Raw genomic sequence first — 15,208 nt, forward strand, 5'->3', positions numbered from 1 at the left:
GGTGCGCAAGATGGTGTGGCCCACCCGCGTAGAGACGACCCAGACCACGCTGATCGTCATTGCCGTCGTGATCCTGGTGGGGATCATGCTCTGGCTCCTGGACATGTTCCTGGGCTGGGGCATCAGTCGGTTCATCGGATAAGCAGCAGGATTTTCCCCATGGCACTACGCTGGTACGTCGTACAGGCATTCTCGGGTTTCGAGGCACAGGTGAAGCGGTCCCTGGAGGAGCGCATCGAGCGTTTCGGCATGCAGGACCACTTTGGCGAAATCCTGGTGCCCACCGAGGAGGTCGTCGAGATGAAGGACGGCCAGAAGCGCAAGAGTGAGCGCAAGTTCTTCCCCGGCTATGTCCTGGTTCAGATGGACCTCAACGACGAGGCCTGGCATCTGGTCAAGGCCGTGCCGCGCGTGCTCGGCTTCATCGGTGGCACCGCGGACCGTCCGGCGCCGATCAGCGACAAGGAAGCCGACGCGATTCTTCAGCGCATGCAGGAAGGTGCCGAGAAGCCGCGTCCGAAGGTGCTGTTCGAGGTGGGCGAGATGGTCCGCGTAATCGACGGCCCGTTCAACGATTTCAATGGCGTGGTCGAGGAAGTCAACTACGACAAGAGTCGTCTGCTAGTGGCGGTTCAGATTTTCGGGCGGTCGACGCCCGTGGAACTCGAGTTCCACCAAGTCGAGAAAACCTGAGACGCGCAAGCGTCATCACCTGTTAATCGGGGAGCCGCAAGGCGTTCGCACCCGAGGGAGTCCTCATGGCAAAGAAAATCGAAGCGTATATCAAGCTTCAGGTGGCGGCTGGCAAGGCCAACCCGAGCCCGCCCGTGGGCCCGGCGCTGGGTCAGCGCGGCGTGAACATCATGGAGTTCTGCAAGGCGTTCAACGCCCAGACCCAGGAGATGGAGCCCGGTCTGCCGATTCCGGTGGTGATCACCGTGTACGCGGATCGCAGCTTCACGTTCATTACCAAGACGCCCCCGGCGGCGGTCCTGCTGAAGAAGGCGGCCGGCATTCAGTCCGGTTCCGGTCAGCCGAACACCAACAAGGTCGGCACCGTGACGCGCGCCCAGCTGGAAGAAATTGCGAAGACCAAGGAACCGGATATGACCGCGGCCGATCTCGATGCCGCCGTGCGTACCATCGCCGGCAGTGCCCGCAGTATGGGCCTCGAAGTGGAGGGTCTCTGACATGGCGAAGCTTTCCAAGCGTATGCAGGCCTATCGCGAGAAGGTGGAGCCGGGTCACCTGTATCCGGTCACCGAAGCCTTTGATCTCCTGCGTGACCTGCCCAAGGCCAAGTTCCGCGAGTCGGTGGACGTTGCCGTGAACCTCGGCGTGGACCCGCGCAAATCCGACCAGGTGGTGCGCGGTTCCACCGTGTTGCCGCATGGCAATGGCAAGACTGTGCGCGTGGCCGTGTTCACCCAGGGTGCGAACGCCGATGCCGCCAAGGAAGCCGGGGCCGATGTCGTCGGCATGGACGACCTCGCCGAACAGGTGAAGGCCGGCCAGATGGACTTCGACGTGGTGATCGCCTCCCCGGATGCGATGCGCGTCGTCGGCCAGCTCGGCCAGATTCTCGGCCCGCGCGGCCTGATGCCGAACCCGAAGGTCGGCACCGTGACCCCGGATGTGGCCACCGCGGTGACCAATGCCAAGGGTGGTCAGGTGCGCTACCGCACCGACAAGGGTGGCATCGTCCACTGCACTATTGGCGCGGCCGATTTCGACACGAACTCGCTTACCGACAATCTGAACGCCCTGCTGGCCGACCTGCTGAAGATGAAGCCGGCGACCTCCAAGGGGCAGTACGTCAAGGCCGTGGTCGTCTCGACGACCATGGGTCCGGGCGTCAAGGTCGATCAGGGCTCGTTGGAGCTCTAAGCAAGAAAATACGGTTTTTGGTCGGCTGTCGCGCAAGCGGCACGCCATCCAAGACCGCAGGCGCCGAGCTCCAGGGCCCGGCTTAATACTCCAGCCTGCGCAGATGGTGTCACCCGATTCAGGAAGTACCTGCGACGGGAGCACCGAAGTGCCGGGTTCGCCCGGTTTCACGATCACCTCCGGGTGGTCTTACTAGAGGAGAGTCAACGTGGCTTTGAATCTCGACGACAAGAAGGCGATTGTCTCGGAGCTGGCTACGGTTGCTGCCTCGGCGCATTCCGCGGTCGCCGCGGAGTACCGGGGTCTCTCGGTCGCGCAGATGACCGACCTTCGTCGGCAGGCCCGCACTACCGGGGTCTATCTGCGGGTGGTGAAGAACAACCTCGCCAAGCGTGCCATTGAGGGTACGGATTTCGCGTGCATGCAGCCCGAGCTGCAGGGTCCGCTGATCCTTGCCTTCAGTGAAGAGGAGCCTGGCTCCGCGGCACGCCTGGTGAAGAACTTCGCCAAGGAAAACGATCAGCTGAAGGTCCGGCTGGTGTCCTTTGGTGGGCAGCTCATGGGGGCGAACGATCTCGATCGCCTCGCGAGCCTGCCGACCCGTGACGAGGCGCTCTCGCAGCTGCTCGCCACGATGAAGGCACCGCTCGACAAGTTCGCCCGTACGGTGAACGAAGTCCCGGGCAAGCTTGTGCGTACCGTTGCAGCAATCCGTGATCAGAAGCAGGCAGCCTGAAGAACCCTTCAAGCCTGCTTCTGCAGCATGTACTGAATGAATTCGGGCTCGACCCGTTAGGAGATTAAGAAATGGCCGTTTCGAAAGAAGATATCCTGGAAGCCATCGGCAACATGACGGTCCTGGAGATTGTGGACCTGATCAGCGAGATGGAAGAGAAGTTCGGCGTGTCCGCCGCTGCCGCTGTTGCGGCCGCCCCGGCTGCCGCTGGTGGCGAAGCCGCTGCCGCTGAAGTCAAGGACGAGTTCGACGTCGTGATGTCGAGCTTCGGCGAGAACAAGGTCGGCGTCATCAAGGTCGTCCGCGGCCTGACCGGTCTGGGTCTGAAGGAAGCCAAGGAAATGGTCGAAGGCGTGCCGGCGACCGTGAAGGAAGGCGCTCCGAAGGACGAGGCCGAGAAGATGAAGGCGGAGCTGGAAGGCGCGGGCGCCACCGTCGAACTGAAGTAAGAAGGCGCTTGCGCCTGTTGTTTTCGTGTACATCACGAAGCCCTGAGGCTGGCGGCCGTTTGGTCGCCAGCCTCAGCCCGTGGTGGCGCGTGTTTTGTCGCGCGTTGTTCAGCTAGCCTCCGAGGTAAGCCATGGCCCTCAGTTATACCGAAAAGAAACGTATCCGCAAGGACTTCGGGAAGCGTCCCCAGATCCTCGAAGTCCCGTACCTGCTGGAAACCCAGCTGACCTCCTATCGGGATTTCCTGCAGGCGGACCGAGCGTCCGACGGGCGGGATCCGATGGGCCTGCATGCGGCGTTTCAGTCGGTTTTCCCCATCGTCAGTTATTCCGGTCATGTCCAGCTCGAGTATGTGAGCTATCGCCTGGGCGAACCGATGTTCGACGTGAAGGAATGCCAGATCCGTGGCGTGACCTATGCGGCCCCGCTGCGTGTCCTCTTGCGCCTGGTGATCCACGACAAGGAAGCCCCGGCGGGTTCCACCGTGGTCAAGGAGGTCAAGGAGCAGGAAGTCTACATGGGCGAAATGCCGCTCATGACCGAGAACGGCACCTTTGTCATCAACGGTACCGAACGCGTAATCGTGTCGCAGTTGCACCGCTCGCCGGGCGTGTTCTTCGACAGCGACAAGGGCAAGACCCAGGGCAGTGCACAGAAACTGCTTTATAACGCCCGCATTATTCCGTACCGCGGCTCCTGGCTCGACTTCGAGTTCGACGCCAAGGACGGGGTCTTCGTGCGCATCGACCGTCGCCGCAAGCTGCCGGCGTCGATCCTGCTGCGCGCACTGGGTATGGATACCGAAGAGATCCTCACCACCTTTTTCGAATTCAATCAGCTCACCCTCGACGATGACGGCGGCGAGCTGGACCTGATCCCCGAGCGCATGCGCGGCGAGACTGCCGTGATCGACATTACCGATGGCGAAACCGTCATCGTCGAGGCCGGTCGGCGTATTACGCCGCGCCATATCCGGGAGATCGAGAAGGCCGGCATCAACACCCTGCGGGTGCCGGACGAATACCTGCTGGGTCGGGTGCTGGCCAAGGGCGTGGTGGATGAGTCCACCGGGGAGCTGATCGCCAATGCCAATGACGCCCTGACCCAGGAGATGCTCGACAAGCTGCGCGCCGAGGGCGTGAAGTCGCTGGAGACCATCTACACCAACGACTACGACCACGGTCCGTACATGTCGGATACGCTGCGTCTGGACCCGACCAAGAGCCAGCTGGAGGCCCAGGTCGAGATCTACCGCGTGATGCGCCCGGGCGAGCCGCCGACCAAGGACGCTGCGGAGAACCTGTTCTCCAACCTGTTCTTCTCGGAAGATCGCTACGACCTGTCCGCCGTGGGCCGGATGAAGTTCAACCGCCGCGTGGGTCGCGATACCGACGAGGGCGCGGGCGTGCTGTCGCCGGAAGACATCCTGGATGTCCTGAAGGTGCTGATTGACCTGCGTAACGGCAACGGCCGTACCGATGACATCGACCACCTGGGCAACCGCCGCATCCGCAGCGTGGGCGAGATGGCCGAAAACCAGTTCCGCCTGGGCCTGGTGCGTGTCGAACGCGCGGTCAAGGAGCGTCTCACCGTCGCCGAGAGCGAAGGCCTGATGCCGCAGGAACTGATCAACGCCAAGCCGGTGGCCGCCGCGGTCAAGGAATTCTTCGGATCCAGCCAGCTGTCGCAGTTCATGGACCAGAACAACCCGCTGTCCGAGGTGACGCACAAACGGCGTATCTCGGCCCTGGGTCCGGGCGGGCTTACCCGCGAACGTGCCGGCTTCGAGGTGCGCGACGTGCACCCGACGCATTATGGTCGCGTGTGCCCGATCGAGACTCCGGAAGGCCCGAACATCGGTCTGATCAACTCGCTGGCCGTGTATGCCCGCACCAACCGCTACGGCTTCCTGGAGACGCCGTATCGCAAGGTCGAAGAGGGCAAGGTGACCGAGGAGATCGTCTACCTCTCCGCGATCGAAGAGAGCCAGTACGTGATCGCCCAGGCGAACGCGGCGATGGACGAGGAAGGTCGCCTGAGCGATGACCTCGTGTCCTGCCGTCACCAGGAGGAGTTCACGATCTCGTCTCCGGACAAGATCCAGTACATGGACGTCTCGCCGAAGCAGATCGTGTCGGTGGCCGCCGCGTTGCTGCCCTTCCTGGAGCATGACGATGCCAACCGCGCCCTGATGGGCGCGAACATGCAGCGTCAGGCCGTGCCGTGCCTGCGGGCCGACAAGCCGCTGGTGGGTACCGGTATCGAGCGCGCCGTCGCCATCGACTCCGGCTCCGCGATCGTCGCCAAGCGCGGCGGTACGGTGGACTCGGTGGACGCGGGTCGTGTGGTGGTCCGTGTGAACGACGACGAAACCGTCGCCGGCGAGCCGGGCGTGGATATCTACAACCTCACCAAGTACTCGCGTTCCAACCAGAACACCTCCATCAACCAGCGTCCTCTGGTTGCGGTGGGCGACGAAATCGCCCGCGGTGACGCGATTGCCGATGGCTCGTCCACGGATCTGGGCGAGCTCGCGCTGGGGCAGAACATGATGGTCGCGTTCATGCCCTGGAATGGCTACAACTTCGAGGACTCGATTCTGATCTCGGAGCGCGTGGTGCAGGAGGATCGTTACACCACGATCCACATCGAGGAGCTCAACTGTGTCGCTCGTGACACCAAGCTTGGCCAGGAAGAGATCACCGCGGATATCCCGAACGTCTCCGAGTCGTTGCTGAACAAGCTGGACGAGTCCGGCGTGGTCTACGTCGGGGCCGAGGTGAACCCGGGCGACATCCTGGTCGGCAAGGTCACGCCGAAGGGCGAGACCCAGTTGACGCCGGAAGAGAAGCTCCTGAGGGCGATCTTTGGCGAGAAGGCCTCGGACGTGAAGGACACCTCCCTGCGTGTGCCGTCCGGCATCGAGGGGACGGTGATCGACGTGCGTGTTTTCACCCGCGACGGTGTGGAGAAAGACGCCCGCGCCCGGTCGATCGAGGCCGACGATCTCGCCGCTGTGCAGAAGGACCTGAAGGACCAGCTGCGCATCTACGAGGATGACATCTACGCCCGCGTCGAAAGGCTGCTGGTCAACAAGACCGCCGCCGGTGGCCCGGATGGGCTGGGTGATGGCTCCAAGGTGACCAAGAAGTATTTGCAGGGGCTGTCCCGCGACAAGTGGTTCGAGGTCCGCCTGCAGGACGATGCGGTCAACAGCCAGCTGGAAGACCTGGGTCGCCAGATCAAGGATCAGCACGAGGCGTTCGAGAAGAAGTTCGAGCACCAGAAGGCCAAGCTGGCCGCGGGCGACGACCTGCCGCCAGGCGTGCAGAAGATGGTCAAGGTCTACGTGGCCGTGAAACGCCGCCTGCAGCCGGGCGACAAGATGGCCGGTCGCCACGGGAACAAGGGCGTGATCTCGATGATCGTGCCGGAAGAGGACATGCCGTTCCTCGAGGACGGTACCCCGGTCGACGTGGTGCTGAACCCGTTGGGCGTGCCCTCGCGCATGAACGTCGGCCAGGTGCTGGAAGTGCACCTGGGTTGGGCGGCCCGAGGTCTCGGTCACAAGATCAACCGCATGCTCGAGGCGCAAGCCGAGATCGCCAAGCTGCGCGAGTTCCTCGACAAGATCTACAACAACCGCGAACGCAAGGTGGACCTCGACTCCATGTCGGACCCCGAGATCATCACCCTGTGCCGCAACCTGCGCGGTGGCGTGCCGATGGCGACGCCGGTGTTCGACGGCGCCGAAGAGGCCGAGATCAAGGAGATGCTGCGTCTGGCGGACCTGCCGGAAACGGGGCAGGCCCAGTTGTACGACGGGCGTACCGGGGACGGCTTCGACCGCCCGGTCACCGTGGGCTACATGCACATGCTGAAGCTGAACCATCTGGTCGACGACAAGATGCATGCACGTTCCACCGGCCCGTACTCGCTGGTCACCCAGCAGCCGCTGGGCGGCAAGGCGCAGTTCGGTGGTCAGCGCTTCGGCGAAATGGAGGTCTGGGCACTGGAGGCCTACGGCGCCGCCTATACGCTGCAGGAAATGCTGACGGTGAAGGCGGACGACGTGCAGGGCCGCAACAAGATGTACAAGAACATCGTTGACGGTGAGCACCACATGGAGGCCAACGTCCCCGAGTCGTTCAACGTGCTCATGAAGGAGATCAAGGCGCTCGGCATCAACATCGAGCTCGAGCAGGACTGATCTTCTCCGATCCGATTGTGATCCGACGGGGCGCAGTGCGCCCCTCGAAACCAAGTTTGTGAGGCAAGCGAATGAAAGACCTCCTGAATCTGTTCAAGCAACAGACCCAGCCGGAAGAGTTCGATGCGATCCGCATCGGTCTTGCGTCCCCGGACCAGATCCGTTCCTGGTCCTTTGGCGAGGTGAAGAAGCCGGAAACCATCAATTACCGGACGTTCAAGCCGGAACGTGATGGCTTGTTCTGCGCGAAGATCTTCGGGCCGGTGAAGGACTACGAGTGCCTGTGCGGCAAGTACAAGCGCCTGAAGCATCGTGGCGTGGTGTGCGAGAAGTGCGGCGTCGAAGTGACCCAGACCAAGGTGCGGCGCGAACGCATGGGCCATATCGACCTGGCCTCGCCGGTTGCCCACATCTGGTACCTGAAGAGCTTGCCGTCCCGTATTGGCCTGCTGCTCGACATGACCCTGAAGGACATCGAGAAGGTCCTGTACTTCGAGTCCTTCATCGTCACCGATCCGGGCTTCACCACGCTGGAGAAGCGCCAGCTCCTGACCGACGAGGAATACCTCGAGGCGATGGAAGAGCACGGTGACGACTTCACCGCGCTGATGGGCGCGGAGGCCGTGCTGAGCCTGTTGAAGGAAATGGATCTGCCGGCCGAGGCGACGAAGCTGCGCCAGGACCTGAGCGAGACCGGTTCCGAGACCAAGATCAAGCGCTTCGGCAAGCGGCTCAAGCTGGTCGAGGCCTTCCTCGATTCCGGCAACAAGCCGGAGTGGATGATCATGAAGGTGCTGCCGGTACTGCCGCCGGACCTGCGTCCGCTGGTGCCGCTGGATGGCGGTCGGTTTGCGACGTCCGACCTCAATGATCTGTACCGCCGGGTGATCAACCGAAACAACCGTCTGCGTCGCTTGCTGGAGCTGAATGCCCCGGACATCATCGTGCGCAACGAAAAGCGCATGCTGCAGGAGTCCGTGGACGCGCTGCTGGACAACGGCCGTCGCGGCCGTGCCATCACCGGTACCAACAAGCGCCCGCTGAAGTCCCTGGCCGACATGATCAAGGGCAAGCAGGGCCGCTTCCGCCAGAACCTGCTGGGCAAGCGTGTCGACTACTCCGGTCGCTCGGTGATCGTGGTGGGCCCGACCCTGCGCCTGCACCAGTGCGGTCTGCCCAAGCGCATGGCGCTGGAGCTGTTCAAGCCGTTCATCTTCGGCAAGCTGCAGCGCCGGGGTCTCGCGACCACCATCAAGGCCGCCAAGAAGGCGGTGGAAAAGGAAGGTCCCGAGGTCTGGGATATCCTGGAAGAGGTGATCCGCGAGCACCCGGTCATGCTGAACCGCGCGCCGACCCTGCACCGCCTGGGTATCCAGGCGTTCGAGCCGGTACTGATCGAAGGCAAGGCGATCCAGCTGCACCCGCTGGTCTGCGCCGCGTTCAACGCGGACTTCGACGGTGACCAGATGGCCGTGCACGTGCCGCTGTCGCTGGAGGCCCAGCTGGAGGCACGCACGCTGATGCTGTCCTCCAACAACGTGCTGTCCCCGGCCAACGGCGAGCCGATCATCGTGCCGTCGCAGGACATTGTCCTGGGGCTCTACTACCTGTCGCGCGAGAAGGTGAACGCGAAAGGCGAAGGCATGACGTTCGCCGACGTGGATGAAGTCCACCGCGCCTACGAGCACAAGCTGGTGGATCTGCACGCGCGCGTTACCGTGCGGATTGGCGACACCATGGCCGAGGTCGGCGAGGGCGAGAGCCTGCCGTACCTGCGCCAGGAGACCACCGTGGGCCGCGCGATCCTGTCGCGCATCATGCCCAAGGGTCTGCCGTTCGAGCTGATCGACCGCGAGCTGAACAAGAAGGCGATCTCCGGCCTGATCAACCAGTGCTACCGGCGCCTGGGTCTGAAGGATACGGTGGTGTTCGCGGACCAGCTGATGTACGCGGGCTTCTACTACTCCACCCGTGCCGGCGTCTCCTTCTGCGCCGACGACATGGTGATCCCGGACGAGAAGCAGCCGATCCTGCAGGGCGCCGAAGAACAGGTTAAGGAAATCGAGAACCAGTACGCCTCGGGTCTCGTGACCAAGGGCGAGCGTTACAACAAGGTCGTGGATATCTGGTCTCACTGTAATGACCAGGTCGCCAAGGCCATGATGGAGCGGCTCGGCAAGGAGAAGGTCGTCAACAAGGACGGCGAGACGGTCGAGCAGAATTCGTTCAACTCGATCTTCATGATGGCCGACTCCGGTGCGCGTGGCTCCGCTGCGCAGATTCGTCAGCTGGCCGGCATGCGTGGCCTGATGGCCAAGCCGGACGGCTCGATCATCGAGACGCCGATCACCGCGAACTTCCGCGAAGGTCTGAACGTCTTGCAGTACTTCATCTCCACCCACGGCGCCCGTAAGGGGCTGGCCGATACGGCGTTGAAGACCGCAAACTCGGGCTACCTGACCCGCCGCCTGGTGGATGTCTCGCAGGACGTCGTGGTAACCCAGCCCGATTGCGGGACCCAGCAGGGTCTGCTGATGAAGCCCATCATCGAAGGCGGTGATGTGGTCGAGCCATTGCGCGATCGCGTGCTCGGGCGGACCACTGCGGTCGACGTGCTTCGCCCGGGTGCGGATGAGGTATTGATCCCCGCCGGGACGCTGCTCGATGAAGCGATGGTGGACTCCCTTGATGCCGCTTCGGTCGACGAAGTGCTGGTGCGTTCCGCGATTACCTGCGAGACCCGCCAGGGCATTTGTGCCAAGTGCTATGGGCGTGATTTGGCGCGTGGCCACGAAGTCAACGCCGGCGAGGCCGTGGGCGTCATCGCCGCACAGTCGATCGGCGAGCCGGGTACCCAGCTGACGATGCGTACTTTCCATATTGGCGGGGCCGCGAGCCGGGCCGTGACGGTCAGTGCGATCCAGGTGAAGAGCTCCGGTTCTGTCCGTCTGCATAACCTGAAGACGGTCACCAACAAGGCCGGCAACCTGGTCGCGGTCTCGCGCTCCGGCGAGCTGGGTGTGATCGACGATCAGGGTCGCGAACGGGAGCGCTACAAGATTCCCTATGGCGCGCTTATCACGGTCCACGACAGCGATGCCGTGGAAGCTGGGCAGGAAGTCGCCAGCTGGGATCCGCATACCCATCCGATCGTCACCGAGGTGGCCGGTAACCTGCGCCTCGCGGACTTCGTGGAGAACGTGACGGTCACCAAGGAGACCGATGAGTTCACCGGCCTGTCGTCCAACGTGGTCCTGGATCCGAAGAGCCGCTCTACGGCGGGCAAGGATCTGCGCCCGACGGTCAAGCTGCTGGACGACGACGGCAACGAGGTGTACATCCCGGGGACCGACATGCCCGCGCAGTACATGCTGCCGGCCAATGCGATCTTCAACCTGGAGGACAACGCCCGGGTCGAGGTGGGTGACGTCATTGCCCGCCTGCCGCAGGAGTCCTCCAAGACGCGTGACATCACCGGTGGTCTGCCGCGTGTGGCCGACTTGTTCGAGGCGCGGCGTCCCAAGGAGCCGGCGGTGCTGGCCGAGATCTCGGGCACCGTGTCCTTCGGCAAGGAGACCAAGGGCAAGCAGCGTCTCGTGATCACCCCGGACAAGGGTGACCCGGTCGAGATGATGATTCCCAAGCTGCGTACCGTGAACGTGTTCGAAGGCGAGCGTGTCGAGCGTGGCGAGGTCGTGGTGGACGGTGAGCTGGATCCGCATGACATCATCCGTCTGCGCGGTGTCACCACCCTGGCCGAGTACCAGGTCCAGGAGATCCAGGACGTTTACCGTCTCCAGGGTGTGAAGATCAACGACAAGCACATCGAGGTGATCGTCCGCCAGATGATGCGCAAGGTGAACATCGAGGACGCCGGCGACACCAAGTTCCTCGCCGGGGACCAGGTGGATCGCATTCGGGTGCTGGAGGAGAACGAGCAGCTGGGTGCCGACAAGCAGCCGGCAACCTACGAGCGCGTGCTCCTGGGTATCACCAAGGCGTCGCTGGTGACCGAGTCGTTCATCTCTGCGGCCTCCTTCCAGGAGACCACCCGCGTGCTCACCGAGGCCTCGACCCGAGGTGCGCGTGACGATCTGCGCGGCCTGAAGGAAAACGTGATTGTCGGACGCCTGATCCCCGCAGGGACGGGCCTCGCCTATCACAAGGAGCGTCGCCGCAAGCGCGCACTGGAAATGCCCGAGTTCGAGACGGTCGCGGAGGCGCCGGCGGTGATCGCCGACTCCGAACCGGCTACGACCGACCCGGGTACCACGGAAGACGGGTCCGAGTGACCCGTCCCACCTTGACACTCACGGGGGCGGCGATTAGACTTCCGCTCCCTCGACAGTCCGGTCTCGGCGCCGGCCTGTCGTTATTTTTAGGCTAGGAGAAAGGGTTTCATGGCCACGATCAACCAGTTGGTACGCAAGCCCCGCAAGCGCCCCGTCGAAAAGAGCGACGTGCCGGCGCTGCAGGGTTCCCCGCAGAAGCGCGGGGTCTGCACCCGTGTCTACACGACCACCCCGAAGAAGCCGAACTCCGCGCTGCGCAAGGTTGCGCGCGTACGGCTGACCAACGGCTACGAAGTCAGTAGCTACATCGGTGGGGAAGGCCACAACCTGCAGGAGCACTCGGTGGTCCTGATTCGTGGCGGCCGTGTTAAGGATCTCCCGGGTGTGCGTTACCACACGGTGCGCGGCAGCCTGGACACCCAGGGTGTGCAGAAGCGCATGCAGGGCCGATCCAAGTACGGCACCAAGCGTCCCAAATCCTAACCGTGATCCATGATCCAGTCCGGGAACTGAAACATGTCTAGAAGAGCAGCAGCCCCCAAGCGTCACATCCTCCCCGACCCGAAGTTCGGAAGCGAGCGCCTGGCCAAGTTCATCAACACGGTGATGCGTGACGGCAAGAAGTCCGTCGCCGAACAGGTCGTGTATGGCGCCCTGGATCAGATCGAGTCCAAGCAGGGCGACGGGATGGGTGCGCTGGAACGCGCCCTGGATAACATTCGCCCGCGTGTCGAGGTGAAGTCCCGCCGCGTTGGTGGTGCGACATACCAGGTTCCGGTGGAAGTGCGCTCGGTGCGTCAGGATGCGCTGGCCATGCGCTGGGTGGTCGAGGCCGCCCGCAAGCGGGGCGAGCGCACCATGGCCCTGAAGCTGGCCGGCGAACTGATGGACGCCTCGGACAGCAAGGGTTCGGCCGTCAAGAAGCGCGAAGACACTCACCGCATGGCGGAAGCGAACAAGGCGTTCGCTCACTTCCGCTGGTAAACCAGATTTAGAGAGGCTCACCGTGGCACGCAAGACACCACTGAAGCGCTACCGGAATATCGGGATCAGCGCGCACATCGACGCCGGCAAGACGACGACGACCGAGCGCATCCTGTTCTATACCGGTCTGTCGCACAAGATCGGCGAGGTGCATGACGGCGCCGCCACGATGGACTGGATGGAGCAGGAGCAGGAGCGCGGGATCACCATTACCTCCGCGGCGACCACCAGCTTCTGGTCCGGCATGGCCAAGCAGTTCGACGAGCATCGAGTGAACATCATCGATACGCCCGGGCACGTGGACTTCACCATCGAGGTCGAACGTTCCATGCGCGTGCTCGACGGGGCGGTCATGGTGTATTGCGCCGTGGGCGGTGTGCAGCCGCAGTCCGAGACGGTCTGGCGTCAGGCGACCAAGTACGCCGTGCCGCGTCTCGCGTTCGTCAACAAGATGGACCGCGCCGGCGCCGACTTCCTGCGCGTCTACGAGCAGATGAGGGAGCGCCTGCAGGCCAACCCGGTGCCGATCCAGCTGCCGATTGGCGCCGAGGACCAGTTCAAGGGTGTGATCGACCTGGTCAAGATGCAGGCGATCTACTGGGACGAAGAGAACTTCGGTATCAGCTTCGAGTACAAGGACATCCCCGATGACCTGAAGGCTGAAGCTGACAAGTGGCGCGAGAACATGCTCGAGGCCGCCGCCGAGGCGAACGAAGAGCTGATGGACAAGTACCTCAACGAGGGTGACCTCAGCGAGGAAGAGGTCAAGTCGGCCCTGCGTCAACGGACCCTGGCGCTTGAGATTGTCCCGATGCTGTGCGGTTCCGCCTTCAAGAACAAGGGCGTCCAGGCAATGCTGGATGCGGTTGTCGAGTACCTGCCCTCTCCGGAGGAGGTCAAGGCGATCAAGGGCGTGAAAGCAGGCACCGAAGAGCCGGTGGCCAAGCACGCGTCGGACGACGAGCCCTTCGCGGCTTTGGCGTTCAAGATCATGACCGACCCCTATGTGGGTTCCCTGACGTTCGTCCGTGTTTATTCGGGCGTGCTGTCGGCCGGAGACTCGGTGCTGAATACGCAAAACAACCGCCGCGAGCGGATTGGGCGTATCCTGCAGATGCACTCCAATTCCCGCGAGGAGATCAAGGAGCTGCGTGCAGGCGACATCGGCGCGGTAGTGGGCCTGAAGGATCTGTACACGGGTACGACGCTGTGCGATCCGAATGACCCGGTCGAGCTCGAGCGCATGGAGTTCCCGGAGCCGGTGATCTCCATCGCGGTCGAACCGAAGACCAAGACCGACCAGGAAAAGATGGGCATCGCGCTGAACAAGCTGGCGCAGGAAGATCCGTCCTTCAAGGTGCATACCGACGAAGAGTCCGGTCAGACCATCATCTCGGGTATGGGCGAGCTCCATCTCGAGGTGCTGGTGGACCGCATGAAGCGCGAGTTCAAGGTCGAGGCGAACGTTGGGCAGCCCCAGGTGGCCTACCGCGAGACCATTCGCAAGACGGTCGAGCAGGAAGGCAAGTTTGTGCGGCAGTCGGGCGGTCGCGGCCAGTATGGCCACGTGTGGCTGCGCCTCGAGCCGCTGGAACCCGGTAGCGGGTACCAGTTCGAGAACGCCATCGTGGGCGGTGTGGTGCCCAAGGACTACATCCCGGCGGTCAACAAGGGTGTGGCCGAGCAGATGTCCAATGGTGTGCTCGCCGGCTATCCGGTCGAGGACGTGAAGGTCACGCTGTTCGACGGTTCCTACCATGACGTTGACTCCAACGAGATGGCGTTCAAGGTTGCGGGCTCCATGGCCTTCAAGGAAGGCGCGCTGAAGGCCGGCGCCGTGCTTCTTGAGCCGATGATGAAGGTCGAGGTGGAGACACCCGAAGAGTACATGGGCGATGTGATGGGCGACCTCAATCGCCGTCGTGGGCTGGTGAAGGGCATGGAAGACGTCGCCGGGCAGAAGCTGCTGCGGGCCGAGGTTCCCCTGTCCGAGATGTTCGGCTACTCGACCCAGTTGCGCTCGATGAGTCAGGGTCGCGCGACCTACTCGATGGAATTCGAGAAGTACGCCGAGGCCCCCGCGCAGATCGCCGAGGCGGTAGCCGCCAAAGCGTCCTGATCCCGAATTCGCGTTATTTGAAAGAACTGTAAAGAGGTTTGAGCTGTGTCCAAGGAAAAGTTCGAGCGTAAGAAGCCGCATGTGAATGTGGGTACGATTGGTCATGTGGACCATGGGAAAACGACGCTGACGGCGGCGATGACGGCGGTGCTGGGGAAGAAGTACGGTAGTGAAGCCCGTGCATTTGACCAGATCGACAACGCGCCGGAAGAGAAGGCGCGCGGTATTACGATTGCGACCGCGCACGTCGAGTACGAATCCGACCTTCGTCACTATGCGCACGTCGATTGCCCCGGTCACGCGGACTACGTGAAGAACATGATCACGGGTGCGGCGCAGATGGATGGCGCGATCCTGGTGGTGTCGGCGGCCGATGGCCCGATGCCGCAGACCCGCGAGCACATCCTGCTGGCGCGTCAGGTCGGTGTTCCGTACATCGTGGTGTTCCTGAACAAGGCCGACATGGTCGATGATCCGGAGCTGCTGGAGCTGGTCGAGATGGAAGTACGCGACCTGCTGTCCTCGTACGA

The 15,208-nt window shown here is 63.0% G+C and carries 12 protein-coding genes; all 12 read left to right on the forward strand.

Features of this window, described 5'->3' with window-relative positions; genetic code table 11:
- Positions 1-142 (forward strand): preprotein translocase subunit SecE (gene secE, locus B0684_RS13215; RefSeq protein ID WP_143592476.1); only part of this gene is annotated, 142 nt, incomplete at its 5' end.
- Positions 143-159: 17 nt separating this feature from the next.
- On the forward strand, positions 160-693 hold the full coding sequence (gene nusG / locus B0684_RS13220; protein WP_017940468.1) for a transcription termination/antitermination protein NusG: 534 nt from the start codon (positions 160-162) through the stop codon (positions 691-693).
- Between the two features lie 65 nt (positions 694-758).
- Positions 759-1,190 (forward strand): 50S ribosomal protein L11, encoded by a 432-nt coding sequence (gene rplK, locus B0684_RS13225; protein ID WP_018650512.1) that lies wholly within the window; start codon positions 759-761, stop codon positions 1,188-1,190.
- A 1-nt stretch (position 1,191) separates the two neighbouring features.
- Positions 1,192-1,887: a 50S ribosomal protein L1 gene (rplA, locus tag B0684_RS13230; protein ID WP_018167856.1), complete on the forward strand. Its 696-nt coding sequence runs from the start codon at positions 1,192-1,194 to the stop codon at positions 1,885-1,887.
- Between the two features lie 214 nt (positions 1,888-2,101).
- The gene (rplJ, locus tag B0684_RS13235) at positions 2,102-2,623 is read left to right on the forward strand and encodes a 50S ribosomal protein L10 (protein ID WP_018143869.1); all 522 of its coding nucleotides are present in this window, start codon (positions 2,102-2,104) and stop codon (positions 2,621-2,623) included.
- A 71-nt stretch (positions 2,624-2,694) separates the two neighbouring features.
- On the forward strand, positions 2,695-3,072 hold the full coding sequence (gene rplL, locus B0684_RS13240) for a 50S ribosomal protein L7/L12 (RefSeq protein WP_018143870.1): 378 nt from the start codon (positions 2,695-2,697) through the stop codon (positions 3,070-3,072).
- Positions 3,073-3,203: 131 nt separating this feature from the next.
- Positions 3,204-7,283 carry a DNA-directed RNA polymerase subunit beta gene (gene rpoB / locus B0684_RS13245; protein WP_018650510.1) on the forward strand — a complete coding sequence of 1,360 codons (4,080 nt, stop codon included), beginning with the start codon at positions 3,204-3,206 and terminating at the stop codon, positions 7,281-7,283.
- Between the two features lie 71 nt (positions 7,284-7,354).
- Positions 7,355-11,575 (forward strand): DNA-directed RNA polymerase subunit beta', encoded by a 4,221-nt coding sequence (gene rpoC, locus B0684_RS13250; RefSeq protein WP_018650509.1) that lies wholly within the window; start codon positions 7,355-7,357, stop codon positions 11,573-11,575.
- A gap of 108 nt (positions 11,576-11,683) precedes the next feature.
- Positions 11,684-12,058, forward strand: coding sequence for a 30S ribosomal protein S12 (gene rpsL / locus B0684_RS13255; RefSeq protein ID WP_018143873.1), 375 nt, complete (start codon positions 11,684-11,686; stop codon positions 12,056-12,058).
- A 33-nt stretch (positions 12,059-12,091) separates the two neighbouring features.
- Positions 12,092-12,559, forward strand: coding sequence for a 30S ribosomal protein S7 (rpsG, locus tag B0684_RS13260; protein ID WP_018143874.1), 468 nt, complete (start codon positions 12,092-12,094; stop codon positions 12,557-12,559).
- A gap of 22 nt (positions 12,560-12,581) precedes the next feature.
- A complete protein-coding gene (fusA, locus tag B0684_RS13265; protein WP_018167860.1) occupies positions 12,582-14,678 on the forward strand; it encodes an elongation factor G in 2,097 nt (698 codons plus the stop codon).
- 45 nt (positions 14,679-14,723) lie between these two features.
- The coding region (locus tag B0684_RS13970; RefSeq protein WP_332881463.1) for a GTP-binding protein at positions 14,724-15,208 on the forward strand (485 nt) is incomplete at its 3' end.

Origin of the sequence: Thioalkalivibrio versutus, from assembly GCF_001999325.1 — a bacterium.
Taxonomy (GTDB): Bacteria; Pseudomonadota; Gammaproteobacteria; order Ectothiorhodospirales; family Ectothiorhodospiraceae; genus Thioalkalivibrio; species Thioalkalivibrio versutus.